This is a genomic window from Asanoa sp. NPDC049573, assembly GCF_040676615.1.
Taxonomy (GTDB): Bacteria; Actinomycetota; Actinomycetes; order Mycobacteriales; family Micromonosporaceae; genus Asanoa.
On sequence record NZ_JBFAPI010000001.1, the window covers coordinates 596,147 to 621,738 of the forward strand.

Genomic DNA, 25,592 nt, shown 5'->3' on the forward strand with positions numbered 1-25,592 from the left:
TCGCGATCTACATCGGGGGCCAGGGCACCGACGGCCAGTCGGTGCCCGGCTCCGGGAAGCTCGCGTTCTCCAGCAGCCGGCGCACCCGGCCGCGGACCCGGGCCACCTCGGCACCGGTGAGGTGCTCGCGCAGCGCCCCGCCCAGCTCGCCGCGCAGCCCGCTGGTCAGCCGGCCGAGCACGTCGACGGCCTCCTCGGGGAGCACGGCGCCGGTCCAGCCCCAGAGGACGGTGCGCAGCTTCGGCTCCACATTGAACGTCACGCCGTGGTCGACGCCGTAGACCCGGTCGTCAGGGCCGATCAGCACGTGGCCGCCCTTGCGGTCGGCGTTGTTGATGATGATGTCGAGGACGGCCAGCCGGGCCAGCCGCTCGTCGTCGGCGTGGGCGAGCGAATAGGCGTTGCCGTCTTCGTCGCGGGCCGAGGCGATCCGCTTCCAGCCGGTCGGCAGCTGCCGCGCGGGCACGAAGCCGACCAGCGGCTGGGCGCCCTCCGGCTCGTCGATCCAGAGCTGGCACATGCCGGGCCCGAGCGGCCCCTCCTCGCGCAGCAGCGTCGGCGGCACCAGGTCCCAGCCGGTCGCCGCGGAGACCAGGTAGGCGCTGACCTCGCGGCCGGCCAGCGTGCCGTCGGGGAAGTCCCACAACGGGCGCTCGCCGCTGATCGGCTTGTAGACGCAGCGCGCCGTGACGCCGTCGAGCGAGACGAACGCCCGCATGGTGGTGTTGGACGCGTCGACGAGCCGGCCTTCGAGCTCGATCTCGCCCGAGCGCAGCAGCGTCAGTGCGTCGAGCTCGGGGAGCCGGGACGGAGAGCCCACCGGCGCGGCGCCGTCACCGGTGATAGCCATTGTGGCGCGGGCAGAGGTGGCCGCGGGGGTCGAGCGGTTGGCCGCAGAGCGGGCAGGGCGGGCGGCCGGCGGCGACGACCCGCTTGGCCCGGCTGATGAACTCGCGGGTGGCCTGCGGGGTGAGCCGGACCCGGAGCCGGTCGAGGTCGTCGTCGGGCTCGTCGTCGTCGTCCTCGTCGTCTTCGACCGCTTCGGCCTCGGCCTCGTCGACCTCGAGCTCGCCCTCGCCGGCGGCGATCGCCTCGATCACCACGGTGGCCGAGTCGACGTCGAACGCGAGGCCCAGCGTGCCGACCCGGAACTCCTCGTCGACCGGGCTCTCCAGGGGCTCGTTGTCGGACGAGAGCGGCTCCTCGGTGGGCAGCTCCAGGTCGACCCCGAACCGGCGGGCCGCCTCGGTAAGCAGCTCTTCGAGCTTCTCGGCCAGCAGCGAGACCTGCACCTTCTCCAGCGCCACGCTGACCACGCGGCCGCCGCCGCGAGCCTGCAGGAAGAAGCTGCGCTCGCCCGGCGGGCCCACGGTTCCAGCCACGAACCGCTCCGGCGGCTCGAACGCATGCACCTGGTGGGTCATATGAAGACCCTATCCGCCCACTCGTACGCGCGCGTAGCGCACCGGCTCGATTGTGGGGAGCGGATCAGCCGCGTTCGCCCAGAGCGAATTTCAGGTCGTGCCGGCGCCGCCGCCGACCACCGCGTCCGAGGAGGTGGCGGCGCTTTTGCGCGGTCGCCGGCGGCGTTTCGGGGGTACGAGCGCGGCCAGGTCACCGCCGGTGTCGTTGAGGCGCATCAGGAAGGGGCGGGTGGGTGTGTAACGGATCACGGTCACCGACGCCGGGTCGGCCACGATCCGCTGGAACTGGTCGAGGTGCAGGCCCAGCGCGTCGGCCACGATCGCCTTGATGATGTCGCCGTGCGTGCAGGCCAGCCAGAGCGCCTCGGCGCCGTGCCTGCGCGTGACGTCGGCGTCCCAGCGGCGCACCGCGGCGATCGCGCGGCCGGCCATCGCGGCCATCGCCTCGCCGCCGGGGAAGACCACCGCCGACGGATGCAATTGGACGACCGGCCAGAGCGGGTCCTTCGCCAGCTTCTTGAGCGGCTGGCCCTCCCAGTCGCCGTAGCCGCACTCGATCAGCCCGTCGTCGACGGACGGCGCACTGTCGGGCAGGGCCAGGTCGAGGGTCTGCCGGCAGCGGATCAGCGGGCTGGAGACCACCTCGGCCAGCGGGAGGCCGCGCAGCCGGGCTCCGACCGCGACCGCCTGTGCCCGCCCGGTGTCGTCGAGTTCGACGGGCTGCCGGCCGGCCAGGCCGCCGTCGGCGTTGGCGGTGGTCCGGCCGTGTCGCAGGAGGAGGAGGGTCGCCACGCGCCAACCCTACGTGGCGGCGATGGTGCCGTTGATCAGCAGCGCGAGGACGATCGCGCCGAGGGCTACGCGGTACAGCACGAACGGGTAGAACGTGTGCGCCGACACGTACTTCAGCAGCCAGGCGATCGAGGCGTAGCCGAGCACGAACGCGATGATCGTGGCGACCACCATCTGCGCGCCCGACGGCACGAGACCGCCGCCGGTCTTGTCGAACACGTCGGGGAGGCTGAACACCCCCGACATGACCACCGCCGGGATGGCCAGGAGGAACGAGAAGCGCAGCGCGGCCTCGCGGGTCAGGCCGAGGAACAGGCCGGCGCTGGCGGTGCCACCGGAGCGGGAGACGCCGGGGATCAGCGCCAGCGCCTGCGCGAAGCCCATGGTGACCGCGTCCGGCATCTTGAAGCGTTCGAGGTTGCGGGTCTGGCGGCCCCAGTATTCGGCGAACGCGAGCACGAACGAGAAGACCACCAGCACGATCGAGACGAGCCACAGGTTACGGGCCGCGGTGCGGATCTGGTCCTTGAAGACGAAGCCGATGATGCCGATCGGGATCGACCCGACGATCACGTACCAGCCCATCTTGTAGTCGAACTCCTTGCGGGCCGACTTGTCCCAGATGCCGACGACCCAGGTCTTGCTGATTCGCCAGATGTCCTTGGCGAAGTAGACGAGCACGGCCGCCTCGGTGCCGAGCTGGGTGACCGCGGTGAAGGAGGCGCCCGCGTCCTGACCGAAGAAGATGGCCGAGGTGATCCGCATGTGCCCGGACGAACTGATCGGCAGGAACTCGGTGAGCCCCTGCACGATCCCCAGCACGATCGCCTCGGTCCACGTCATGCCCCGACCCCCGACATTTCCAGCGCCTCCGCCACAGTGCGCAACGTCTGAACCCCCGATTCGGCGTCGGCCACGAACGGACTCACCGAAAGGGTGGTGACGCCCGACTCGGCGTACGCCTTGAGCCGGTCGGCGATCCGTTCCTTCGGCCCGAGCAAAGACGTGCGGTCGATGAACTCCAGGGGTACGGCCGCCGCCGCGTCCCGCTGGCGCTTGTCGAGGTAGAGGTCCTGCACCGTCTTCGCCGCGTCCGCGTAGCCCATCCGGACCGCGAGGTCGTTGTAGAAGTTCTGCTTGCGGCTGCCCATCCCGCCGACGTAGAGGGCGGCGTACCAGCGGATCAGCTCGGCCGCCATCGCCACGTCGTCGCCGACCACGACCGGCACGCTGGGCACCACGTCGAAGCCCTCGGTCGGCAGGCCGGCCTTGGCCCGACCGGCGTGCCAGGAGGCGTGCTGCTCGCCGGCGAACTCGGGGGAGTAGAAGACCGCCAGCCAGCCGTCGGCGATCTCGCCGGCCAGCTCCAGGTTCTTCGGGCCGACGGCGGCCAGGTAGATCGGGATGTGCTCGCGCGGCGGATGGAAGCCGAGCCGCAACGCCTTGCCCGGGCCGTCGGGCAGCGGGAGCGTGTAGTGCTCGCCGTCGTACTGCACCGGCTTGCGGCCGACGGCCAGCTTGACGATGTCGACGTACTCCCGGGTGCGGCCCAGGGGCTTGCCGAAGCGGACGCCGTGCCAGCCCTCGGAGACCTGGGGGCCGGAGACGCCGAGCCCGAGCCGGAACCGCCCGCCGGACAGGTTGTCGATCGTGGTCGCGGTCATCGCGGTCGCGGCCGGGGTGCGGGCCGGGATCTGCATCACCGCGGCGCCCAGGTCGATCGTCGAGGTCTGGCCGGCCAGCCAGGCCAGCGTCGACGGCGAGTCGGAGCCGTAGGCCTCCGCCGCCCACACGACCGTGTAGCCCAGCCGCTCCGCCTCCTGGGCCAGCGCCAGGTCGGTCGCCGGCGAGCTCCAGGCGGTCTGGTATCCGAGGTTCAGTCCGAGTCGCACCGTGCCCCTCCCCAATGCCGCCGTGTGAGGGGCGACGCGGGACCAGGGTACGAAATGCCGGCGCGACGGTTGGGGACGGCGTCCCCAACACGCGGGCGCCATGCCTGCATCATGCACTGACCGGCCGGCTATACCGCTCCGCGCGCGCGGCATAAGGTGCACCCATGCAGCTAAGACCGCTAGGCCGTAGCGGGCTCGCGGTCTCCCGGCTCGCGCTCGGCACCATGACGTGGGGTGCCGACACCGACACCGACGACGCGGCCGCCCAGCTCAAGGGCTTCGTCGACGCCGGTGGCAACCTGGTCGACACCGCCGACGTCTACGGCGACGGCGAGGCTGAGGCCGTGATCGGCTCGCTGCTGGACACCCTGGTCTCCCGCGACGACATCCTGATCGCGACCAAGGGCGGCCTGCGCCCCGGCCACGGCCGGCGCCGCGACGGCTCGCGCGGGCACCTGCTGCGGTCGCTGGACGCCTCGCTGCGCCGGCTCGGCACCGACCATGTCGATCTCTGGCAGGTCCACGGGTACGACGAGACCACGCCGCTGGAGGAGACCCTGGCGGCGCTGGACTTCGCGGTCAGCAGCGGCCGGGTGCGCTATGCCGGCGTCTCCAACTTCGCGGGCTGGCAGACGGCGCGGGCCGCGGCCTGGCAGCAGGCGGTGCCCGGGCGGACCCCGGTGGTGGCCACCCAGGTCGAATACTCGCTGCTGGAGCGGGGCATCGAGCGCGAGGTGCTGCCGGCCTGCGAGGCGCTGGGGCTGGGCGTGCTGGCCTGGTCGCCGCTGGGCCGCGGTGTGCTGACCGGCAAATACCGGCACGGCCGGCCGGCGGACAGCCGCGCGGCGTCGCCGCATTTCGGGCCTTTCGTGGCCAGTTATCTGGATTCCCGCTCGTCCCGGGTCGTCGAGGCGGTGGCCACCGCGGCCAGCGGGCTCGGCGTCTCGCCGCTGGAGGTCGCGCTGGCCTGGGTCCGCGACCGGCCGGGCGTGGTCGCACCGGTGCTGGGCGCGCGCACGGTCGGGCAGCTGCTCGGTGCGCTGAAGGTCGAGGAGATGACGTTGCCGGCCGAGATCGAGACCGCGTTGGACGACGTCTCGGCCATCCCGATCGGCTATCCGGAGCGCGACGCGTAGCTCGCCCCACCCCGCCTTCCGTCCGCGCCTCGGCCTCGGCCTCCGCTCGCGCCTCGGCCTCCGCCGCGCCTCGGCCTCCGCCGCGCGCCGGCCTCCGCCCGCGCCGCCGCCTCGGCCGCGCCTCGCCCTCCGCCTTGGCGCCGCCGCCTCCGCCGCGCCGCCGCCTCCGCCGCGCCGCCGCCTCCGCCGCGCCGCCGCCTCCGCCGCGCCGCCGCCTCCGCCGCGCCGCCGCCTCCGCCGTGCCGGCGGTGCCGGTGTGGAGCGCCGCGCCGTGCCGCTCGCGGAAGGCGGCTAGCCGGCGAACCAGCCGGGGACGTCGAGGCGGAACGGTTCCGAACCGGTGACCGTGGCCAGGTCGGCCTCGAGCGCGCGGAGACGGTCGGAGCCGATCTGGGCCGCCCACTCGGCGCGCAACTCGTCGAAGATCCGCGCCGACCGGGCCAGCATGTCGACGCCGCGGTCGGTGAGGCGGACCAGCTTGCGCCGGGCGTCGGCGGGGTCGGTGGCGCGCTCGACGTAGCCGAGGCGTTCCAGCCCGTCGACGGTCTTGCCGGCCGCCTGCTTCGAGACGCCGAGCCGGCGGGCCAGTTCCACCGCCGTCGTGCCGTCGCGGCCGATGGCCTGGAAGACGAAGCCGTGCAGCGGACGCACGTCGGGGTGGCCCTCGCGCGCCAACTCGGCATGGACGGCGTCGATCAGCTGGCGGAAGCCGATGAACAGCCGCAGCGGCAGCAGGAACCCGGGTGGGTCGACGGTTGACACGTTAGACAACCAGGTTTACGTTTTGGACAACCACGTTGACTATCTTAGGAGACGCGAACCATGACTGTCATCCGCCAGGACCAGACCCGTCGCTTCGAGACACCCGCCGGAGTGATGACCACCCTCGGCTCGCCGACCCTGGGCGGCGCGACCCGCCCGATCTGGCGGGTCGAGATGCTCGCGGGGAGCGCCGGCCCGGTGCACACGATCGACGCGGAACAGATCTGGACGGTGCTGTCCGGCGGCGCGGAGGTCCGGGTCGACGGCGCGGAGGTGCGGATCGGCACGGGGGACACCCTGGTGCTCGCGCCCGACGTCGAACGCCAACTGACCGCCGACGCCGAGACCGGCCTCACCGCGATCGTCACCAGCCCCGCCGGCAGCACGGCCACCGCGGCCGGCAACCGCGTCCAACCGCCGTGGGCCGCCTGACCCGTCGACCCCTTCCTTGCTCTGCTGCCATATAGGCAGCAGCCGACCGAGGCGGTGCTGCCTATATGGCAGCAGAGCAAACGCAGCCGGCGGCGGCCCTCGGCCGGGGGTCAGCCCAACGCCAGGCCCGGCCCGTCGTCGGGCAGGTCCTCGACCGGGCCGGGGATCTTGTAGTTCTCGGTGAGCGTGGTCATCGGCCCGGGCCAGGTCGCCTGGCTGACCTCGATGGCGCGGTGCTTGTCGTCGTACGCGACGTGCAGCAGGTGCAGCACCGGGGTGTCGGCGCGGATCTGCAGGATCTCGGCCTCGTCGCGGTCGGGCTGGCGGGCGGTGATCACGTCCGACGCGGTCGCGTAGCGGCGGCCGATCGCCTCCTCGGCCTCCTGGTAGAGCGGGCGGCCGAAGCCCTCGAACCGTTCCAGGCTGGTGCCGGCCGCGTCCTCGACCCGGAACCACGCCGCACCGATCTCGACCGGCACGTCGTCGGTGCGCACCAGGTGGCGGCGGACCAGCAGCGGGGTGTGGTCGGCGACGCCGAACGCGTCGGCCACCTCCGGCGGGGCCGGCGCCCGGCCCACCTCGGTCAGGTGCTGGCGGTAGCGGGCCGCCAGATCCGCGTGGTAGCCGCGATGCCCGCCGTAGCGACCCCGGGACAGGCGGTTGAGGCGGCGTTTGGTGCCGCGGACGTACGTACCCGATCCGGGTTTGGTGATCAGCACGCCCTCGACCCGGAGTTGGTCGATGCTGCGCTGCAGGGTCTGCTTGGCCACGCCGAACGTCTCGGCCAGCGCGGGGATCGATGGCAGGCGCTCGCCGGCGGCCCAGTCACCGCGGCGGATCTGGGCCTTGATCTGCTCGGCTATCTGGCGGTGCGGCGCCTCGGCGGCACCCGGGTTGAGTTGCTGCATGGCGCGACCTCCCGCGGAGCGATGATCCTAGGATGCACCACTACGCGGCGGGTCGCGCCCGACACGCCGGCTTTACCAGGAGCCGGCGGTGGGGCCGGCCGAGCCGCCCCGGCGCCGCAGGTATTTCTCGAACTCCTGGGCGATCTCGTCGCCGCTGACCGACTGGATGCCCGCGTCGCCGGCGCGTTCCTCCAGCTCGCGGACGTATTCGCCGAGTTCGGCGTCCTGCTCGGCGGCGGCCCGCACGCGCTGCTCCCACTCGGCGGACTCTTCGGCCAGGTCGGCCATCGGCACCGGGAGGTCGAGCACCTCTTCGACCCGGTGCAGCAGCGCGAGCGTCGCCTTGGGGCACGGCGGGTTGTTGGCGTAGTGCGGCACGTGGACCCAGAACGACAGCGCGTCGACCTCGGCCCGGTGGCAGGCGTCGTGCAGCACGCCGACGATGCCGGTCGGGCCGTCGTAGCGGGTCGGGGTGAGCTGGAAGCGGTCGGCGGCGTCCTTGTCGGACGCGCTGCCGCTGATCGGCAGCGGCCGGGTGTAGGGCACGTCGGCCAGCAGCGCGCCCAGCAGCACCACCCGGTTGATCTCCAGGCTGTGGCAGACCTCGAGCACCTGCTCGCAGAACGTGCGCCAGCGCATGCTCGGCTCGATGCCGCGGATCAGCACGACGTCGCGCTCGGTGCCCTCCGGGCTGGCCCGCATGAACCGCGTGGTCGGCCATTCGATCCGCCGGGTCTCGCCGTCGGCCATCGTGATGGTCGGCCGGCTCACCTGGAAGTCGTAGAAGTCCTCGGGGTCGAGGGCCGCGATCTCGCGGGCGCCCCAGACCTGCTCGAGGTGTTCGACCGCGGCGGTCGAGGCGTCGGCGGCGTCGTTCCATCCTTCGAACGCCGCGATCGCCACCGGGGAACGCAACTCGGGCAGGCCATCGAACTCGGTCATGCCACGCCCTCCGTCCACCATGTCGCTGCGGTCACCTGGTCGGTCCACACGTTCACCCAGCCAGCCTACGTGGCCCCGCCAGCGAGGGCTCGGCGGCGCGACGCGGGCCGGGCCGGCAGGCGACGCCGGTCACACAACAGGACCGGGTTGGATCATCACTTCCTTCGCGAATCGGACGACGCCGTAGCCTGAAGGGGTGTCGAACTCGTTTCTTGACGCGCTCGCCGACCGGGTGCTCATCGCCGACGGCGCCATGGGCACCATGCTCCAGGCCGCCGACCTGACGCTCGACGACTTCGAGGGCCACGAGGGCTGCAACGAGGTGCTCAACGCGACCCGGCCCGACGTGGTCGGCGAGGTGCACGACGCCTATTTCGCGGCGGGCGCCGACTGCGTGGAGACCAACACCTTCGGAGCCAACCTCGGAAACCTGGGGGAGTACGGGATCGAGTCGCGGATCCGCGAACTGGCCGAGGCCGGTGCCCGGATCGCCCGCGCGTCGGCGGACCGGTTCGCGACCGCCGAACGGCCGCGCTTCGTGCTCGGTTCGATGGGGCCGGGCACCAAGCTGCCGACGCTGGGGCACGCGGCGTACCGGACGCTGCGCGACGCGTACCAGGAGAACGCCCAGGGTCTGATCGTGGGCGGCGCGGACGCGTTGATCATCGAGACCTGCCAGGACCTGTTGCAGCTCAAGTCGGCGGTCAACGGCGCCCGGCGGGCGATGAGCGACGCGGGGCGCGAGGTGCCGGTGATCGCGCACGTGACCGTCGAGACCACCGGGACGATGCTGCTGGGCAGCGAGATCGGTGCGGCGCTGACCGCCGTCGAGCCGCTCGGCGTCGACCTGATCGGGCTCAACTGCGCCACCGGGCCGGCGGAGATGACGGAGCATCTGCGTTATCTGGCGCAGCACGCGCGCGTACCCCTGTCGGTGATGCCCAATGCGGGGTTGCCGCAACTGACCGCGGACGGCGCGCACTATCCGCTGACGCCCGAGGAGTTGGCCGCGGCGCTTTCCGACTTCGTCTCCTCCTACGGCGCCGCCTTGGTCGGTGGGTGTTGCGGCACCACCCCCGCCCACATCGAGGCCGTTGTCGGCGCGCTGGGTGTCGGCGCCGCGCGGGTTCCCCGGGAGGCGCGGGTCGAGCCCGGCGTGTCGTCGATCTACCACCACGTGCCGTTCGCGCAGGACGCCAGCGTGCTGATGATCGGTGAGCGGACCAACGCCAACGGCTCGAAGGCGTTCCGCGAGGCGATGCTGGCGTCCGACTGGCAGGCCTGCGTGGAGATGGCGCGGTCGCAGGCACGCGACGGGTCGCACCTGCTCGACCTGTGCGTCGACTACGTGGGCCGGGACGGCACCGTCGACATGCGCGAACTCGCGGGCCGCTTCGCGACGGCGTCCACGCTGCCGATCATGTTGGACTCGACCGAGCCGGCCGTGGTCGAGGCCGGGCTGGAGATGCTCGGCGGGCGGTGCGTGGTCAACTCGGTCAACTTCGAAGACGGCGACGGGCCGACCTCGCGCTACGCGCGGGTGATGCCGGTCGTGCGGGAACACGGTGCGGCCGTGGTGGCCCTGTTGATCGACGAGGAGGGGCAGGCGCGCACCGCGGAGTGGAAGGTACGGGTCGCGCGGCGGCTGATCGACGACCTGACCGGGCGGTGGGGCCTGAGCCGATCCGACATCCTCATCGACGCGTTGACGTTCCCGATCGCGACCGGGCAGGAGGAGACGCGGCGGGACGGCATCGAGACGATCTCCGCGATCCGCGAGATCGCGTCGTTGTATCCCGGCGTCAACTTCACGCTCGGCGTCTCCAACATCTCGTTCGGGCTGAACCCCGCCGCCCGGCAGGTGCTCAACTCGGTCTTCCTCCACGAGTGTGTCGAGGCCGGGCTGACGAGCGCGATCGTGCACGCGAGCAAGATCCTGCCGATCTCCCGCATCCCGGACCGGCAGCGTGAGGTGGCGCTCGACCTGGTCTACGACCGCCGGGCGCCCGGCTACGACCCGGTGCAGGAGTTCATCTCGGTCTTCGAGGGCGTCGACGTGGCGTCCGCGCGCGCGTCGCGGGCGGCGGAGCTGGCGGCCCTTCCGCTCGACGAGCGGCTCAAGCGGCGGATCATCGACGGCGAGCGCAACGGGCTGGAGGACGACCTCTCCGCCGCCCTCGCCGACCGGTCGGCCCTGGAGATCATCAACGACACGCTGCTCGACGGCATGAAGGTGGTCGGGGAGCTGTTCGGCTCGGGCCAGATGCAACTGCCGTTCGTGCTCCAGTCGGCCGAGGTGATGAAGAGCGCCGTCGCCTATCTCGAGCCACACATCGAGACGACCGACGACGACCAGGGCAAGGGTCGGATCGTGCTCGCCACCGTGAAGGGCGACGTGCACGACATCGGCAAGAACCTGGTCGACATCATCCTTTCCAACAACGGGTACGAGGTCGTCAACATCGGCATCAAGCAGCCGATCGCCTCGATCCTGGAGGCCGCCGAGTCCCACGACGCCGACGCGATCGGCATGTCCGGCCTGCTGGTCAAGAGCACGGTCGTGATGAAGGAGAACCTGCAGGAGATGCAGGCCCGCGGTGTCGCCGAGCGGTGGCCGGTCCTGCTGGGCGGGGCGGCCCTGACACGGTCCTATGTGGAGGATGACCTGCGGTCGCTGTATTCCGGCGGCGAGGTGCACTACGCGCGCGACGCGTTCGAGGGCCTCTCGCTGATGGACCGCGTGATGGCGGCGCGCCGCGGTGGTGCGCCGGTGGTCGATCCCGCGCGCGAGGCGGCGCTGGCCGAGCGCCGGGCCCGCCGGGAGCGGCAGCGCGCCCGGGTCTCCGACGCGTTGCCACCGCTGGAGGACGACTCGGTCCGGTCCGACGTGGCGACCTCGGTCGACATCCCGACACCGCCGTTCTTCGACACGCGCGTGGTCAAGGGCCTGCCGCTGGCGTCGTACGCCGCCCTGCTCGACGAGCGAGCCCTGTTCCTGGGCCAGTGGGGCCTGCGTGGCGGCCGGGGCGGCGGACCGTCCTATGAGGAGCTTGTGGAGACGGAGGGCCGCCCGCGGCTGCGCTACTGGCTGGACCGCCTGACCGCCGACCAGGTCCTGGAGGCGTCGGTCGTCTACGGCTATTTCCGGGCCCGTTCCGCGGGCAACGACCTGGCCGTGCTCTCGGAGTCGGGTGCGGAGCTGACCCGGTTCTCGTTCCCGCGCCAGCGCCAGGAACGCCGCCTGTGCCTGGCCGACTTCTTCTCCTCGTCGGGCGACGACGTGCTCGCGATGCAACTGGTGACGGTGGGCCAGCCGATCAGCGAATACACGGCGAAACTGTTCGCCCGCAACGAGTATCGCGACTATCTCGAGGTGCACGGCCTGTCGGTGCAGCTGACCGAGGCCCTGGCCGAGTACTGGCACCAGCGGATCCGCTCGGAGCTGACCCTGCCGTCGGGCGAGACGGTGGGCTCGTCGGACCCGTCGTCGCTGGCCGGCCTGCTCCGCACGGAATACCGCGGCTGCCGCTACGCCTTCGGCTACCCGGCCTGCCCCGACCTGGAAGACCGCGCGAAAGTGGTCACGCTGCTGGACGCCTCGCGGATCGGCGTGACGCTGTCGGAGGAGTTCCAACTGGTCCCCGAACAGGCCACCGACGCGATCATCGTCCACCACCCGGAGGCCAACTACTTCAACGCCAAGTAGCGGATGCGGCGCTGAGCGAGACAGGGACGCCGTCGTTACGGAGCCTCGTCTGCCGTTCGGGTCGTGCGGCGCAGCTGCTCGATGACGTTCACGGTCTGCGCGACGAGTTCGTGGACGAGCCGGCCCGCTGGCCGGACGTCGCGGACCAGCTCGACCGATTGGCCGGCGTAGAGGGCCATGTCCGCCAGGTCGCCGGTCATGCCGGGTAGGGGAATCAGATCCTCGTACCGGTAATGGGCCTGGCCTGCGCTGTCGAGGGCGACGACGTCGCCTTCGTCCGGGCGCACTGGCGCTGGCGGCGAACCGGCCAGTTCCCACCGTCGCAGGGTCCGATTCCGCAATGCGCGGTGCGCGGCGTCGGGCCATCCGCCGTCGAAGCAGCGGGTATGGACGGTGTCCTCGGCGGTGCCGTCAACGAGACGTTGCCGATACAACGGGTGGGCGAAGGCTTCGGTGGTCGCCAGGAAACGCGTGCCCAGCCACGCGCCCTGCGCGCCCAGGGCCAGGACGGCGGCGAGGCCGCGGCCGTCGCTGATGCCGCCGGCGGCCATGACCGGAATCGGGCCCACCGCGTCGACGACGGCCGGCACCAGCACCATGGTGGCGGTCGTGCCGCGAACATGGCCGCCGGCCTCCCAGCCCTGCGCCACGATGACGTCGACGCCGCAGCCGGCGGCGTGCACCGCCTCCCGCAGGCTGCCGACGGTGTGCATATGCAGCGCACCGGCGTCACGGATCCGGCGGCTCACGGGTTCGGGATCACCCCAGAAGGTGGAGATGACCGGCACGGCCTCGTCCAGGCACACCGCCAGCGTGTCGATGACAGGAAAATCCAGCACCAGATTCACCCCGAACGGCCGCGAAGTCCGCCGCCGAACGTCGCGGATGCCGAGGCGTGCGCGTTCGGGACTCTGCCAGGTCGCGGCCAGCATGCCGAGCCCACCGGCTTCGGCCACCGCCGCAGCCAGTTCGGGCGCGGCCGCGGAACCTATCGGCGCCTGCACCACCGGCACATCGATGCCCAGCCGCTCGCACAACGCGGTGCGCAACCTGGGCGTCATGCCTGCCTTCCCGTGCTTCGGAAATCGAATCACTGGCGAGGGGCTACTGTATCGGAAAGAGAAGCACCGGGAGAAGTGGGGCGAGATCTGTATGGCGACGCCGAGGCCGGGCAGGCCGGTTCGCGGGTCGAGCACGGGGCGCCCCTTGATGGTGGCACTCGACCTCTTCGGACGTCGATGGAGCCTGCGCATCGTCTGGGAGTTGCAGCGCGGCGCACTCGGCTTCCGCGCGCTGCGGCAACACTGCGACAACATGTCGTCCAGCGTCCTGCGGCAGCGGCTGACCGAGTTGATGGAGGCACGCATCGTCAAGCAGGAACCGGACGCCGCATACGCCCTCACCGACTTCGGGCAGGGCGCCTACCGGGCCCTGCGCCCCCTCGCCCGGTGGTCGGACGACTGGGCCGGCGCCCTCGCCGACGGCTACCCGGCCACCGAGCAGGAAACACCGACATGACCGGGAGCAACGGCCACGACGTGACGATCGTCGACGCCTGCACCCGGCGCGGGGAAGGCGGCAGCCCCACCGCCGTGCTGGCCGACGACATCGCGCTCAGCGACAGCACTCGGCGAGCGATCGTCCGGCAAGCCGGCACCTCGCACGCCGCGTTCGTCGACGCCCGCGCGGGAACCACGCCGACGGTGCGGTTCTTCACCGCACAGGGTGAGCTCACCAACTGCGGGCACGGCACCATCGCCGCGCAGGCGTTCCTGTTGCACCGTCGCCGGGCCAGGGAACACCGCGCACGTCAGCGGACCGGTGGCCGCACCTTCGACACAACCGCGATCCGCCGCGACGACGGCATCGAGGTCTGGTTCGACCAGGGCACGGTGGAGCTTCAGGGCTGCGCCGCCGCAGGACTCGACGGCATCCTCGCCGCCCTCGGCATCAGACCGGACGACATGGCCACCGACGACTCACCCTGTGTCGCCTCACCGGGGACGCCGCGCCTGCTCCTACCGGTCGCGGCGCTGCCGACCCTGCTCTCGATGCGGCCCGACCTGCGTCGACTCGCGGCCGAATGCCGTCGCCTCGGCTATCTCGGCTGTTTCGTCTACACGCTCTCCCCGACCCGCGGCGCCGCGGCCGCGCGCATGTTCGCACCGGCGATCGGGGTCGGCGAGGACATCGTCAACGCCAACAGCACAGGATGCCTCGCCGCACACCTGTTCGCGACCCACCGCGACAGCAGCATCGAAGTCGAGCAGGGGCACACCGCAGGCCGCCCCTCGTCGGTCTTCGCCACCGCGACCGCCACCAGGGAAGGCATTTCCGCCAGAGTCGGCGGGATGGCCACCATCCGATCCGGCTCCAACGGCGCGGCAAGCGGAGAAGCACCATAACTGCTCGACTCCATGGATCGGTTCAACGCCACGTCGCGGCCAGCATCGCCGGGAGGGCGAAGAGGGAGAACCGGATCACCCGGCCGAGCAGGCACGCGGCGGCGAACTCCCAGCGGCGCAGGCCCGCCGTCCCGGCGGCGAGGCTGACCACGGCCAGCGGCGGGATCCCGGCGGCGGCCGAGACGAACACCGTCGGGAGCCCGGTGCGGCGGCTCGACAGCCAGCGCCGGATCGGCTCGGCCCAGCGAGCCGTCCGGGCCGCCGCCCGGCTGCGGCGCTCGAACCGCCGGGCCGCCGCCCGGCCGCGGCGCTCGAACCGCCGGGCCAGCCAGCCGGTCCCGCCCCGCGCGGATTCGAACAGCAGCAGCTTGCCGGCGGTCTGCCCCAGCGCGAGGGCGAACACCGCGACCAGGCCCTGGCTGCCGTGCCGGCCGGCGACCACGGCGTACGCCTCGGCGTTGACGAGTGGAACGAGGGCCGAGCCGAGACCGTACCCGAGGCCGGAGACCGCCTCGACGAGGCCGTTCACGCCCGGCCGTCGCGGGCGAGCAGCCCGGCGACCTCGACCGCCGACCACAGCTTGACCGCGACGACGGCGAGGGCGATGCCCAGGGCGATCGCGTCGTGGCCGAGCACGACCGCGGCGATCACTCCGGCGGTGTTGGCGGCCTTGGCCGGTGGCGACCAGTTCCACGCCCACACCCGCCGGTCGACCTCGTGGAAATAGTTGGGGCCGGCGATCGGCCAGCACAGGAACGCGAGCGACAGCATGGTGTCCAGCACCATGAACGAGAGCAGGAACACCACGGCCACGAGCGCGATGCCGGGTACGAGCGAGACCAGGCCCACGCACAGCACGGCGGTGCACGCGCGGTCGCAGACGATGTCGAGGACCGCACCGGCCCGGGTCTCCTGACCGAGTCGCCGGGCGGCCCAACCGTCGAGCACGTCGCCGAGCCAGTAGACCGCGTACGCCACCGCGATCAGCGCCACGGAGCCGGCGGCGAGAGCGGCGACACCCACGGCGACGGCGACGACCGTACGGCCGGCCGTGATGTAGTTGGGCACCGTGCGGAGCGGGCCGACGCTCAGGGTGGCGCGCGGCGGGGCAGGAGTCATGGTCCCGAGCGTCGTGCGCGGGCGCGTTCCCGCGGAACGAGCCACGGTGCCGTCCCGGACGCGGGGTCGGCACCCGGGTTCCGCCGTGATCCGGTACCCGGGTACCTGGTCGGTACCGTGCCCCGTGGCCAAGAATGTGCTGGTGGTGACGGATCTGTTGGGCAACCCCGAGCGGGTACGCCGGGTCGCCCGCGCGGTGGTCGCCTTGATTATCGGCGTCGTGGTCGCGACCGTCGACGGCGGCATGACGCTGCCGCCGGGCTGGGTGTGGCTGGTGCTCCCGGCCGGCCTGGGAGCGACGGCGCTGCCGCCCCGCCACCGGGCCTGGATCTTCGCGCTCTGCGCCGGGTTCGTGGTCGCCCTGAGCACCCAGGAATCGGTGCAGCTCGGCCTCGTCGCCGCGGGTTTCGTGTTCCTGTCGACCAGCGACGATCCGACACCGCGCCCGTGGCGGGGATGGGTGGGCGGCCTGGCCGGCGCGGCCTTCGCGCTCGGCCTGTCGCTCCTCGCCGGTCGGGGGTTCTACGAGCAGCCGATCATCTTCGCGACGGTCGGGTACCTCCTGGGCGTCCTCTGGCGATCATGGTCACGGGGCCGGGCCCTCGCCGTGGAGACCGGCGAGCTGCGGGGCCAGGCGGCCTGGCTCGAACAACGCACCCACCTGGCGCGCGAGCTGCACGACGTGGTCGGTCACCACGTCACGGCGATGGTCGTCCAGGCCGAGGCGGGCCAGCTCGGCAACGACCCGGCCGCCGCGCTGCGGGCGATCGCCGAGACCGGCCGCACGGCCCTCGGCGAACTCGACACGCTCGTCGTACACCTTCGTGAACCGGAAACGGCGATCGCGGTGAGCGCGCCGCCGCGCCTGTCCGACATCGACGAGCTGCTCGCCCGGCCGCTGCGCCAGCAGGGCGTGACGGTGCGGGTGCACCTCGATCCCGACCCGGGCCTGGACGAGGTCAGCGTGCTGACCGCCTACCGCATCGCCCAGGAGGCCATCACCAACATCGCCCGCCACGCGAAGGCCACCACCGCCTGGGTGGAACTGGTCCGCGTCGGCGACCGGGCCCGCCTGCGGGTCAGCGACGACGGAATCGGGCCGGCCCGGCCACCCGGCCGCGGGTCGGGCCTGATCGGCATCGGCGAGCGGGTCCGCGCATGCGGTGGCGGTTGGCAGATCGGCGAACGCGCCGGCGGCGGCACCGTCCTGCAGGCCGACCTGCCGGTGGCGACGCCGTGATCCGGGTCGCGATCGCCGACGACCAGCAACTCGTACGCGACGGATTCGCCCTGATCCTGCGCTCCCAGCCCGACATCCACGTCGCCGCCGAGGCGGCCGACGGCCGCCAGTTCCTCGACGCGGTGCGCCGCGACCCCCGGATCGACGTGGCCCTGGTCGACATCCGGATGCCGGTCCTCGACGGGCTGCGGGCCACCCGCGCGCTGGCCGACGTCCCACAGGCCCCGGCCGTGATCATCGTGACCACCTTCGACGACGACGCCTACGTCCTGGACGCGATCGCCGCCGGCGCACGCGGGTTCCTGCTCAAGCGCTGCAGCGGCGCCGACCTGATTGCCGCGGTCCGCACCGTCGCATCCGGCGAGGCCATCCTGTCGGCGGAGGTCACCGGCGCTGTGCTCGACCGGGTCCGGGCGGCCGGCCCGGTTGCCCGGGTGGACCTGTCGCCCTACCAGCTCACCGGCCGGGAGGCCGAGGTGCTGGCCCTGATCGGGGCCGGCCTCAACAACAACGAGATCGCCGAGCGCCTCTACCTGTCGATGAGCACGGTCAAGTCCCACGTCACCAACGTGCTGTCGAAGACCGGGAGCCGCGACCGCGTACGGGCCGCGATCCTCGCCATCCAGGCCGGCCTGACAGTCTGAGGGCACTCAGGTCGGTCGGTGACGTTGCATCGCCGCGATGGACAGGAAGCGGCGGGCGACCGGCCCCAGCGGCCGCCCGGCGGCCCGGGCGATCGCGATGCGGTAGGTCGGCCGGGCGCCGCGGATCCGCAGGAAACGCAGGTCGTCCGTGCGTTCGGCGACCGACAGGGGCACGAAGGCGATCCCCAGACCCAGCCGGACCAGGTCCAGGATCGTCGCCATGTCGTTGAGCTGCACGGTGATCCGCCGGGAGACGCCGGCGGCCGCGAAGGCCATGTCGACCGAACTGCGCACGCCCCAGCCCGGCGGGAACTCGATGAACGGTTCGTCGGCGACCTCGGCCAGATCGAGATCGGGGCGTGACGCCAGCCGGTGCTCCGCCGGCACGGCCAGCACCACCTCGTCGGTGGCCAGCACCTGCTGGTCGATGTCGGGCACCGGGCCGTGGGTGATCACGATGGCGAGGTCCAGGGACCCGTCCCGGATCCGGTCCAGATGGTCGAGCGTCCCCCGTTCGCCGGGCGCCGTCAGCCACAACTCGACGGCCGGCAGTTCGGCGCGGAAAGCGGCCAGCGCCTCCCGCACCCGCCCCGGCGTCAGCGCGTAGAGGATCCCCAGCCGCAGCCGCCCGCGCAGCCCCTGGCCGACCTGGGCGACCGTCTCCCGCGCCGCCTCGACCGCGGCCAGGATGCGCTGCGCTTCCGGCAGCAGCGCCAGGCCGGCCTCGGTGAGCGACACCCGCTGCGTGGTCCGGTCGAGCAACGGCGTCGCCAATTCGCGTTCGAGAGCCCGGATCGCCGTCGACACCCCCGACTGCGCGGTGTGCAGGCGCGCGGCGGCCCGGGTGAAGCTGCGCTCCTCGGCCACGGCGGTGAAGACCTCGATCTTGCGGATGTCCACACGGCCATTATTCCAAGATCCGATAACCGTATCCAAACTTGATATTGGATGGCGATGGAGCGGCGCGCCAAACTCGCGATCATGGCTCGCACCACCCACCGCGCCGGCTTCGCGCTCGTCGCCCTCGCCTATGCCGCCACCACCGCGGGCGGCTCCGTGCCGACCCCGCTCTACGTGCTCTACCAGCGGCGCGACCACTTCGGCACCACCATGATCAGCGTCGTTTTCGCCGTGTACGTCATCGGCGTCATCGCCGGCCTCGTCCTCGCCGGGGCGCACGCCGAGCGGGTCAGGCGACGGCCGCTGCTCGGCGCCGCTCTCGCCGTGCAACTCCTGGCCTGTGCCGTCTTCCTCGTCTGGCCCGACCTGGCCGGCATCCTCACCGGCCGGGTGCTGTCGGGCCTGTCGATCGGCCTGCTCTCCGGGCCGGCGACCGCCTACCTGATCGAACTGCGCCGCCGCGCCCTCCCGGACGGCGACCCGCGGCAGGCCGAGGTCGTCGCCACCGCGGCCAACCTCGGCGGAATCGCGGCCGGCCCGCTGCTGTCCGGCGTGCTCGCCGAATGGGCACCCGCCCCGCTCCGCCTGCCCTTCCTGGCCATCGGGGCCCTGCTCGCGCTGGCCACCGTCCTGCTCGCCACGGTGCCGGAAACCACCGACAACAGGGCCACGGCACCGGCCCGCCGCCCGCTGGACACGGCACCCGGGCAACGGCACCTCTTCGTCGCCTCCTGCCTCGGCGGGCTGCTCGCCTTCGCGATGTTCGGCCTGTTCAGCGCGCTCAGCCCGTCGTTCCTGGCCGGAACCCTCGGCTACCACTCGCACGCGCTGGCCGGCCTGGTCGCGTTCGTCGGCCTCGGCGCCGCCGCCTCAGGCCAGGTCGGCCTGCGCAAGCTGCCGCCGCGGCAGGCGATGACCGCCGTGGCCGCGGCCATGCCGGTCGGGCTCGCGCTCCTGGTCGCCGGCGTGTGGGCCGGCAGCCTCGGGCTGTTCGTGATCGGCGGCGCGCTCACCGGCGGCGCCGCGGGGCTGCTCTTCCGTGCCTCGCTCACCACCGTCGTCCAACTCAGCCCGCCGGAGCGCCGGGCCGGCACGCTCGCCACCCTGTTCGTCGTCAGCTATTCGGGTCTGGCCGTCCCGGTGATCGGGCTCGGCCTGGCCACCCAGTTGGCCGGCACCCGCGGTGCCCTGGCCGGCTTCGCCACGTTGGCCCTCGCCGGCCTGGCCGCGGTCGCCGCGGTCCGGCTCCGCCCGGACCGACCCAGCGACCCGGTGGAGATCTAGCGATGCTCCTTAATGGACCACCGACCCCGCCTCGATCGCCGCCGGCGATCCCGCTCGCGGTGGCGAACGCGGGACCCTAACCTGGCGGCCTGAAACCGGCGAAGACGATGTCGAGGGTGCGCTGCTGCAGGTCGCTGTCCCAGCCGCCGTGCAGTGCGCCCTGCACGGTGCTGGTCAGCAGCGCCATCGTCTCCGGCACGCCGACGTCGGCGCGGACGGTGCCGGCCGCCTGGGCGATGGCCAGCAGGCGTGCGACGGCGTCCGTGAAGCCGTCCAGGGAACCGACCGGAAAGCCGAGCAACTCGACCACCGCCCGCTTGGCCGCCGCCTCCGCGACGAGGCTCGCGAAGAAGCGGTAGAACGCTGTGCCGCCGTCGGCGTCGGCCAGCGCGCCGACCTCGTCGACCAACCGGGCGAGCAGGTTCTTCATGATCGCCCTGAGCAGGTCGTCCTTGGTCGGGAAGTGCCGGAACACCGTGCCGATCGCGACGCCGGCCCGGCTCGCGACCTCGTCGGTGGACGCGCTGGCGCCCTGCTCGGCGAAGACCTCTTCGGCGGCGGCGAGGATGCGCGCCCGGTTGCGCTCCGCGTCTGCTCGCACGACCCTCAGCCTAACTTCCACCACGCCGGGGGTACGAGAATGGCCCGATGAGCCAAGCGCCCACCGGCACGCTGCACCACGTCGAGCTCTGGATCCCCGACCTCGGGCGGGCGGTGACCAGTTGGGGCTGGCTGCTCGGTGCGCTGGGCTACGACCAGTTCCAGGACTGGCCGGGTGGCCGCAGTTGGCGGCTGGGCGCCACCTACGTCGTCGTCGAGCAGTCGCCGGCGCTCAGTGCCGACACCCACGACCGGCTCCGCCCCGGCCTCAACCACCTGGCGTTCCACGTGGCCAGCCGGGCCGAACTCGACGCGCTGGTCGACGAGTCGCCCAGGCACGGCTGGGCGCTGCTGTTCCCGGACCGTCACCCGCACGCCGGAGGCCCGGACACCTACGGCGCCTACCTGGAGGACGCCGACGGCTTCGAGGCCGAGTTGACCGCCCCGTCCTAGAGGTCGCAGGCGGCCAGCGACTTCTCGTACCCCAGGAAGAACGACTCGGTGCGCTGCTCGGCCGTGCCGTGCGCGCCCGGCGCGAACCAGGGCACGCTCGGGTCGTCGCCGACGGCGAGCAGGCCGCGCTGGAACTCGTCGAGGTCACCCTTGTCGATGGTCAGCCCCCCGGCTTTCACCGAGTCGCCCAGATAGGCGCCGGCCATGCAGTCGGCCTGCAACTCGTGGTCGATGGTCAGCCGGTGCTCGATGCCCAGCCGGGCCTGGATCGCGTGCGCGTATTCATGCCCCAGCAGGTAGTAGAGGAAGGCGTCGCCGACCTGCTGGAAGGCCGCGACCGCGAAGTTGACGTCGTAGGCGATGAAGTCGCCGTCGGGGCAGTAGACGGCGTTGTTGCGGGGCACCGCCTCGCCGCCGCAGTCGACCTCACCCTCGCGGGCGTAGGGTACGACCTCGCGGATCGGGCGGAACCGCTCGCCGGACTGCTTGAACACGTCGGACCAGTAGGCCTCGGCGGAGGTTTTCGCGCCCTCGATGTCTCTCTTGAACTCGGCGGCGGTCATCGTGCCGTCTTCCTCGGTGCCGCCGCTCGCCGCGGGCGGATTGTCCTCGGGCGAACCGGCGCCGTCACCGAGGCCGCAGGCGAGCGCGACGGCTCCGGCGGCCAGCAGGGCGAGCACCCGCATCACCACTGTTCTGGTCATCGCGACATCCCCTCCAACTCGGTCCTCATTGTTCACGGGCGGCACAAGCAGTACCCGTGGAGAACGGCCGATGAACACGAGCTTTACGTCGAGGTCGGTCGATCCGACGGCCGGGTGATGCTCGCCACCGGCTGGGGCGTCGATGCCGGGCGCGCGGGTCATCCGGGCGATACTCGTCCTGATGACTGATCTGGTGCAGGGCCCCGAGCAGCCCGCGGCGGTGCTGTTCGACATGGACGGCACGCTGCTCGACAGCGAGCGGGTCTGGGACATCGGGCTCCGCGAGCTGGCCCGCGAGTACGGCGGCGAGCTCTCCGACGCCGCCCGGTTGGCCATGGTCGGCGGCAGCATGGACAGCTCGATGGCGATCCTGCACGCCGACCTCGACCAGCCCTGGCGCGACACCGGGGCGAGCGCGGCCTGGCTGGTCCGGCGGATGGCCGAGCTCTACCAAACGGAGCTGCGCTGGCGCCCGGGTGCCCAGGAACTGCTGACGGCGACCCGCGCGGCCGGGATACCGACGGCGCTGGTCACCAACACCGGCCGCTTCCTGGTCGATATCGCCCTCGACGTGATCGGGCGCCACTGGTTCGACGCGGTCGTCTGTGGCGACGAGGTCGCGGCCGGCAAGCCGGACCCGGAGCCCTACCTGATGGCCGCGCGCCTGCTCGGCGCACCGGTCGAGCGCTGCGTCGCGATCGAAGACTCTCCGGTGGGCGTCACGAGCGCCCTCGCGGCGGGAGCGGCGGTGATCGCCGTTCCACACGACGCGGCGGTCGCCCCGCGCCGCGGCGTACACCTGATGGACAGCCTGACCGACGTCGACCTGCCGCTGCTCGCGGCGCTGGCGTCCCGGTCGGTCCCGACGCCATGACGGCGTCGGGCCGGACCAGGTTCCCCTGATCCGGCCCGTTCCCCCTATTCGTGCGCGATCGCGCCCAGCACGTTGAGTCGCGCCGCACGGACGGACGGCAGGATCGCCGCCACGACGCCAACCACGGCCGCTACGCCCAGGTAGAGCAGCATCGTTCCCCAGGGCAGGGTGAAGTCGGTGAAGCCCTGGTCGCGCAGGGCGCGGACCACCGCCGCGCCCAGGCCGGTGCCGACCACGACGCCCATCAGCGCGCCGAAAACCGAGATCACCACCGCCTCGACCGTGATCATCCAGGTGGTCGCGCCGCGGCTGAGGCCGATCGCCCGGAGCAGGCCCAGCTCGCGGGTCCGCTCCATGACCGACAGCGCCAGCGTGTTGATGATGCCGAGCACCGCGATCAGGATCGCCAGCGCGAGCAGGATCTGGATCATGACCAGGATCTGGTTGACCTGACCCTTCTGCTGCTCGATGTAGGCGGCCTGGTCGACCACCGAGACCTCGGGGCTGTCCGCGACCAGCGCCTCGATCCGCGGTTGCACCGACGCCACCGAGGCGCCGTCGTCGAGCCGGATGTAGCCGGCGAACGGCGCCGGATGTGCGAAGTCCCGCATCGCGGCCGCCGGCAGCATGATCTCGCCGATCGACTTGTCGGTCGGCGCGATCCCGCTGACGGTGTAGCGGTGCTCGTCGCCGCGGGCCAGCTGCACGGTCAGCACCGAGCCGATCGACCAGCCGTTGTCGGTCGCCGCCTTCTCGTTGACGATGACCTGGTCCGGGCCCTGCGCGGAGATCGATCCGGCCACCGCCGTGCTGTGGTACATGCCCGGCACCGGCGCGGCGTCTGTCACCGACGTCACGTACTCCCTCTTGCCGTCGACCGTGGCGAGGTCGGACGCCACGCCGACCACGTCGCGCACACCGGGGACCTGCTTGGCCCGGTCGACCACCGCCGGGTCGAAGGTCGGCGGCTGCGGGCTGTTCTGCTCGCCCATGATGATCAGCTGGGCGTCGGTCGACTCGACCGCGCCGGCGATGCTGGTCTTGGCCGACGAGACGATCACGCCGACGCCGACGACCAGCGCGATGCCGACCATCAGCGCGGCCGCGGTGATCGCGGTGCGGCGCGGGTTGCGGCCGGAGTTGAGCCGGCCCAGCTTGCCCGGCACCGACCACGCGAACACCCGGCCGAGCAGCCCGACGACCGGACGGCTGAGCAGCGGCGTCAGCAGGGCCACGCCGATGAACGCGAGCAGCACACCGCCGGCGACCAGCAGCAGGCTGCCCGACCCGAACAGGCCGACTCCGAGCAGGGCCGCCGCGGCCGCGGTGACCACCGCGCCCATGACGGTGACCCGGGTCAGCGGGCGGTCCGGCGTCGCGACGTCCTGCATCGCGGCGATCGGCGGGATCCGGGAGGCGCGGATGGCCGGCACGATCGCGGCGATCACGGTGACCACCAGGCCGACCGCGAAGGACGCGATGATCGCGGCGGGCGGCACGCCGAGCCCGGCCAGGGTCAGCCCGCCGGAGAACGTGCTGAACAGATAGGCGAGCAGCGCGCCGACCCCGATGCCGGCGCCGAGGCCGATCACCGACGCGACCATGCCGACGATCACCGCCTCGGTCAGCACCGAACCGATCACCTGCCGGCGGCCGGCGCCGATCGCCCGGAGCAGGGCGAGTTCCTTGGTCCGCTGGGCGACCACGATCGAGAACGTGTTGACGATCAGGAAGATGCCGACGAACAGCGCGATCCCGGCGAAGCCGAGCAGGATCTTGTTGAAGAACCCGAGCGCGTCCTGCAGCCCCTCCGCGTCGGCGGCGGCCGCCTCGTCGCCGGTGCGCACGGTGTAGTCGCCGCCCAGCGTGGCCGCGACGCGCTCCTTGAGCTCGGCCGGGCTGGTGCCGTCGGCGGCCCGCACGTCGATGCTGCTGAACACGCCGGTCTCGCCGAGCATCAGCTTCTGCGCCACGGGGTCGGTGAACGCGATCTCGTTGGCGCCGCCGATGCTGTCCCGGCCGCCGCTGTAGCCGAACGTGCCGACGATGGTGAACATCTTCTTCGGTTCGAGCGTCAGCACCCCGACCCGGTCGCCGACCTTCACCTTGGCCGCCTTGGCCAGCCCGACGTTGACCACGATCTCGTCGTCGGCGGTCGGGCCGCGTCCCTCGCGCAGCTCGGTCATCTCGTTCTCGCCCAGCCAGTTCTCGCCGACCCGCGGCGGCCCGGAGGTCGCGACCACCTTGCCGTTGCTGCCGATCAGCCGGGCGCCGTCGGCCGCGACCACGCCGTGCGCCTGCGCGACGCCGGGCACCGCGGCCACCTGGTCCACCGCTGACGCCGGGATAGGCGCCGGCACCTCCTCGCCGTCCATCTCCCCGACCTGGATCTTGGGCTTGCCCTTGACGGTCACGTCGGTCTGCGAATAGACGTCGGAGAAGATCGAGTCGAACGACCGCGACAGCGTGTCGGTGAGCACGAACGAGCCCGCGACGAACATGACGCCGAGCACGACCGCGAGGCCGGACAGGACCAGGCGGACCTTGCGGGCCAGCAGGCTCTTGAGCGTGGCGCGCAGCATCAGCGCTCCACCTCGACCGGCGTGTCGAGCTTCTTCATCCGGTCGAGCACCATGTCGGGCGTCGGGTCCTGCAACTCGTCGACCACGGCGCCGTCGGCCAGGAAGATGACCCGATCGGCGTACGACGCGGCCACCGGATCGTGGGTGACCATGACGATCGTCTGCCCGTGCGTCTTCACCGAGTCGCGCAGGAAGCCGAGCACGTCGGCACCGGAGCGCGAGTCGAGGTTGCCGGTGGGCTCGTCCGCGAAGATCACCTCGGGCCGGGCGACGAGCGCGCGGGCGCACGCGACCCGCTGCTGCTGGCCGCCGGAGAGCTGCGCCGGCCGGTGGCCGAGCCGGTCCTCCAGCGCCACCGTCTTGATCACCGTGTCGAACCACGCGCCGTCGGGCTGGCGCCCCGCGATCGACAGCGGCAGCAGGATGTTCTCCTTCGCCGACAGCGTCGGCAGCAGGTTGAACTGCTGGAAGATGAAGCCAACCTTGTCGCGGCGCAACCGGGTCAGGCCGGCGTCACCGAGCCCCGTCACCCGGGTGTCGCCGATGTGCACCTCGCCCCGGGTCACCGAGTCGAGCCCGGCCAGGCAGTGCATCAGCGTCGACTTGCCGGAGCCGGACGGCCCCATGATCGCGGTGAAGACACCCCGCTGGAAGGTGACGCTCACCCCCCGGAGCGCGACCACCTCCGCCTCACCACTGCCGTAGATCTTCCACACGTCGTTCGCACGGGCCGCCACCGAGTCGCTGGCCGTCGCCGTCACCTGGTTCCCCCTCGTCAACAGGTCATGGTCCG

At 72.2% G+C, this 25,592-nt stretch carries 26 protein-coding genes; 10 read left to right on the forward strand and 16 right to left on the reverse strand.

All coding sequences use genetic code 11. The features are described 5' to 3' along the window. Window positions 1-7: 7 nt before the first annotated feature. The 5 genes from AB0J74_RS02730 to AB0J74_RS02750 form a co-directional block, all read right to left on the reverse strand. Window positions 8-850, reverse strand: coding sequence for an SCO1664 family protein (locus AB0J74_RS02730; protein WP_363443549.1), 843 nt, complete (start codon window positions 848-850; stop codon window positions 8-10). Then, the gene (locus AB0J74_RS02735; protein ID WP_363443551.1) at window positions 834-1,424 is read right to left on the reverse strand and encodes a DUF3090 domain-containing protein; all 591 of its coding nucleotides are present in this window, start codon (window positions 1,422-1,424) and stop codon (window positions 834-836) included. The genes AB0J74_RS02730 and AB0J74_RS02735 overlap by 17 nt, the downstream gene beginning before the upstream one ends. 90 nt (window positions 1,425-1,514) lie before the next feature. Further along, window positions 1,515-2,216 (reverse strand): MSMEG_4193 family putative phosphomutase, encoded by a 702-nt coding sequence (locus tag AB0J74_RS02740; RefSeq protein ID WP_363443553.1) that lies wholly within the window; start codon window positions 2,214-2,216, stop codon window positions 1,515-1,517. A gap of 9 nt (window positions 2,217-2,225) precedes the next feature. Beyond that, a complete protein-coding gene (locus tag AB0J74_RS02745) occupies window positions 2,226-3,059 on the reverse strand; it encodes an undecaprenyl-diphosphate phosphatase (RefSeq protein ID WP_363443555.1) in 834 nt (277 codons plus the stop codon). Next, a complete protein-coding gene (locus tag AB0J74_RS02750) occupies window positions 3,056-4,108 on the reverse strand; it encodes an LLM class F420-dependent oxidoreductase (RefSeq protein WP_363443557.1) in 1,053 nt (350 codons plus the stop codon). Before AB0J74_RS02750 ends, AB0J74_RS02745 begins: the two co-directional genes overlap by 4 nt. A 164-nt stretch (window positions 4,109-4,272) precedes the next feature. Here AB0J74_RS02750 and AB0J74_RS02755 point away from each other — a divergent pair, with 164 nt between their 5' ends. After that, window positions 4,273-5,244: an aldo/keto reductase gene (locus AB0J74_RS02755; protein WP_363443559.1), complete on the forward strand. Its 972-nt coding sequence runs from the start codon at window positions 4,273-4,275 to the stop codon at window positions 5,242-5,244. A gap of 291 nt (window positions 5,245-5,535) precedes the next feature. Here AB0J74_RS02755 and AB0J74_RS02760 read toward each other — a convergent pair whose 3' ends face one another. After that, window positions 5,536-6,006 (reverse strand): MarR family winged helix-turn-helix transcriptional regulator, encoded by a 471-nt coding sequence (locus tag AB0J74_RS02760; protein WP_363443561.1) that lies wholly within the window; start codon window positions 6,004-6,006, stop codon window positions 5,536-5,538. 60 nt (window positions 6,007-6,066) lie between these two features. Between AB0J74_RS02760 and AB0J74_RS02765 the strand changes: the two genes are divergently transcribed. Next, entirely contained in the window at window positions 6,067-6,438 is a 372-nt protein-coding gene (locus tag AB0J74_RS02765; protein ID WP_363443563.1) for a cupin domain-containing protein, read from the forward strand. Between the two features lie 110 nt (window positions 6,439-6,548). Here the strand turns inward: AB0J74_RS02765 and AB0J74_RS02770 are convergent, their stop codons facing one another. After that, window positions 6,549-7,346, reverse strand: a complete 798-nt coding sequence (locus AB0J74_RS02770; RefSeq protein ID WP_363443565.1) for a GntR family transcriptional regulator — start codon at window positions 7,344-7,346, stop codon at window positions 6,549-6,551. Window positions 7,347-7,418: 72 nt separating this feature from the next. Next, complete coding sequence (locus AB0J74_RS02775) at window positions 7,419-8,288, reverse strand: PAC2 family protein (protein ID WP_363443567.1); 870 nt, start codon at window positions 8,286-8,288, stop codon at window positions 7,419-7,421. A gap of 196 nt (window positions 8,289-8,484) precedes the next feature. Here AB0J74_RS02775 and metH point away from each other — a divergent pair, with 196 nt between their 5' ends. Next, window positions 8,485-11,994 (forward strand): methionine synthase, encoded by a 3,510-nt coding sequence (metH, locus tag AB0J74_RS02780; RefSeq protein ID WP_363443569.1) that lies wholly within the window; start codon window positions 8,485-8,487, stop codon window positions 11,992-11,994. Window positions 11,995-12,029: 35 nt separating this feature from the next. On the opposite strand, the gene AB0J74_RS02785 is transcribed toward metH, so the two are convergent. Beyond that, window positions 12,030-13,055: a nitronate monooxygenase gene (locus tag AB0J74_RS02785; protein WP_363443571.1), complete on the reverse strand. Its 1,026-nt coding sequence runs from the start codon at window positions 13,053-13,055 to the stop codon at window positions 12,030-12,032. Window positions 13,056-13,203: 148 nt separating this feature from the next. On the opposite strand from AB0J74_RS02785, the gene AB0J74_RS02790 reads away from it, so the two are divergent. Beyond that, window positions 13,204-13,512 (forward strand): helix-turn-helix domain-containing protein, encoded by a 309-nt coding sequence (locus tag AB0J74_RS02790; RefSeq protein ID WP_363443573.1) that lies wholly within the window; start codon window positions 13,204-13,206, stop codon window positions 13,510-13,512. Continuing rightward, window positions 13,509-14,399 carry a PhzF family phenazine biosynthesis isomerase gene (locus AB0J74_RS02795; RefSeq protein ID WP_363443575.1) on the forward strand — a complete coding sequence of 297 codons (891 nt, stop codon included), beginning with the start codon at window positions 13,509-13,511 and terminating at the stop codon, window positions 14,397-14,399. The genes AB0J74_RS02790 and AB0J74_RS02795 overlap by 4 nt, the downstream gene beginning before the upstream one ends. A 22-nt stretch (window positions 14,400-14,421) precedes the next feature. Here the strand turns inward: AB0J74_RS02795 and AB0J74_RS02800 are convergent, their stop codons facing one another. Both AB0J74_RS02800 and AB0J74_RS02805 read right to left on the reverse strand, forming a co-directional pair. Continuing rightward, a complete protein-coding gene (locus tag AB0J74_RS02800) occupies window positions 14,422-14,928 on the reverse strand; it encodes a hypothetical protein (RefSeq protein ID WP_363443577.1) in 507 nt (168 codons plus the stop codon). Then, a complete protein-coding gene (locus AB0J74_RS02805; RefSeq protein ID WP_363443579.1) occupies window positions 14,925-15,518 on the reverse strand; it encodes a CDP-alcohol phosphatidyltransferase family protein in 594 nt (197 codons plus the stop codon). The genes AB0J74_RS02800 and AB0J74_RS02805 overlap by 4 nt, the downstream gene beginning before the upstream one ends. Before the next feature lie 145 nt (window positions 15,519-15,663). Here AB0J74_RS02805 and AB0J74_RS02810 point away from each other — a divergent pair, with 145 nt between their 5' ends. Beyond that, window positions 15,664-16,758 carry a sensor histidine kinase gene (locus AB0J74_RS02810; RefSeq protein ID WP_363443581.1) on the forward strand — a complete coding sequence of 365 codons (1,095 nt, stop codon included), beginning with the start codon at window positions 15,664-15,666 and terminating at the stop codon, window positions 16,756-16,758. Then, window positions 16,755-17,402 carry a response regulator transcription factor gene (locus AB0J74_RS02815; protein ID WP_363443583.1) on the forward strand — a complete coding sequence of 216 codons (648 nt, stop codon included), beginning with the start codon at window positions 16,755-16,757 and terminating at the stop codon, window positions 17,400-17,402. The genes AB0J74_RS02810 and AB0J74_RS02815 overlap by 4 nt, the downstream gene beginning before the upstream one ends. Before the next feature lie 6 nt (window positions 17,403-17,408). Here the strand turns inward: AB0J74_RS02815 and AB0J74_RS02820 are convergent, their stop codons facing one another. Then, window positions 17,409-18,302, reverse strand: coding sequence for a LysR family transcriptional regulator (locus AB0J74_RS02820; protein WP_363443585.1), 894 nt, complete (start codon window positions 18,300-18,302; stop codon window positions 17,409-17,411). Window positions 18,303-18,383: 81 nt separating this feature from the next. On the opposite strand from AB0J74_RS02820, the gene AB0J74_RS02825 reads away from it, so the two are divergent. After that, window positions 18,384-19,586 carry an MFS transporter gene (locus tag AB0J74_RS02825; RefSeq protein ID WP_363443587.1) on the forward strand — a complete coding sequence of 401 codons (1,203 nt, stop codon included), beginning with the start codon at window positions 18,384-18,386 and terminating at the stop codon, window positions 19,584-19,586. Window positions 19,587-19,662: 76 nt separating this feature from the next. On the opposite strand, the gene AB0J74_RS02830 is transcribed toward AB0J74_RS02825, so the two are convergent. Beyond that, a complete protein-coding gene (locus AB0J74_RS02830; RefSeq protein ID WP_363443589.1) occupies window positions 19,663-20,187 on the reverse strand; it encodes a helix-turn-helix domain-containing protein in 525 nt (174 codons plus the stop codon). A 47-nt stretch (window positions 20,188-20,234) separates the two neighbouring features. Between AB0J74_RS02830 and AB0J74_RS02835 the strand changes: the two genes are divergently transcribed. Further along, entirely contained in the window at window positions 20,235-20,639 is a 405-nt protein-coding gene (locus AB0J74_RS02835) for a VOC family protein (protein WP_363443591.1), read from the forward strand. Here AB0J74_RS02835 and AB0J74_RS02840 read toward each other — a convergent pair. Continuing rightward, a complete protein-coding gene (locus tag AB0J74_RS02840; protein ID WP_363443593.1) occupies window positions 20,636-21,343 on the reverse strand; it encodes a neutral zinc metallopeptidase in 708 nt (235 codons plus the stop codon). The two genes, AB0J74_RS02835 and AB0J74_RS02840, sit on opposite strands and share 4 nt — an antisense overlap. 220 nt (window positions 21,344-21,563) lie before the next feature. On the opposite strand from AB0J74_RS02840, the gene AB0J74_RS02845 reads away from it, so the two are divergent. After that, on the forward strand, window positions 21,564-22,217 hold the full coding sequence (locus tag AB0J74_RS02845) for an HAD family phosphatase (protein ID WP_363444060.1): 654 nt from the start codon (window positions 21,564-21,566) through the stop codon (window positions 22,215-22,217). A gap of 44 nt (window positions 22,218-22,261) precedes the next feature. Here AB0J74_RS02845 and AB0J74_RS02850 read toward each other — a convergent pair whose 3' ends face one another. Both AB0J74_RS02850 and AB0J74_RS02855 read right to left on the reverse strand, forming a co-directional pair. Next, a complete protein-coding gene (locus tag AB0J74_RS02850; RefSeq protein WP_363443595.1) occupies window positions 22,262-24,799 on the reverse strand; it encodes an FtsX-like permease family protein in 2,538 nt (845 codons plus the stop codon). Then, window positions 24,799-25,560, reverse strand: a complete 762-nt coding sequence (locus AB0J74_RS02855) for an ABC transporter ATP-binding protein (protein WP_363444063.1) — start codon at window positions 25,558-25,560, stop codon at window positions 24,799-24,801. Before AB0J74_RS02855 ends, AB0J74_RS02850 begins: the two co-directional genes overlap by 1 nt. Window positions 25,561-25,592 lie beyond the last annotated feature (32 nt).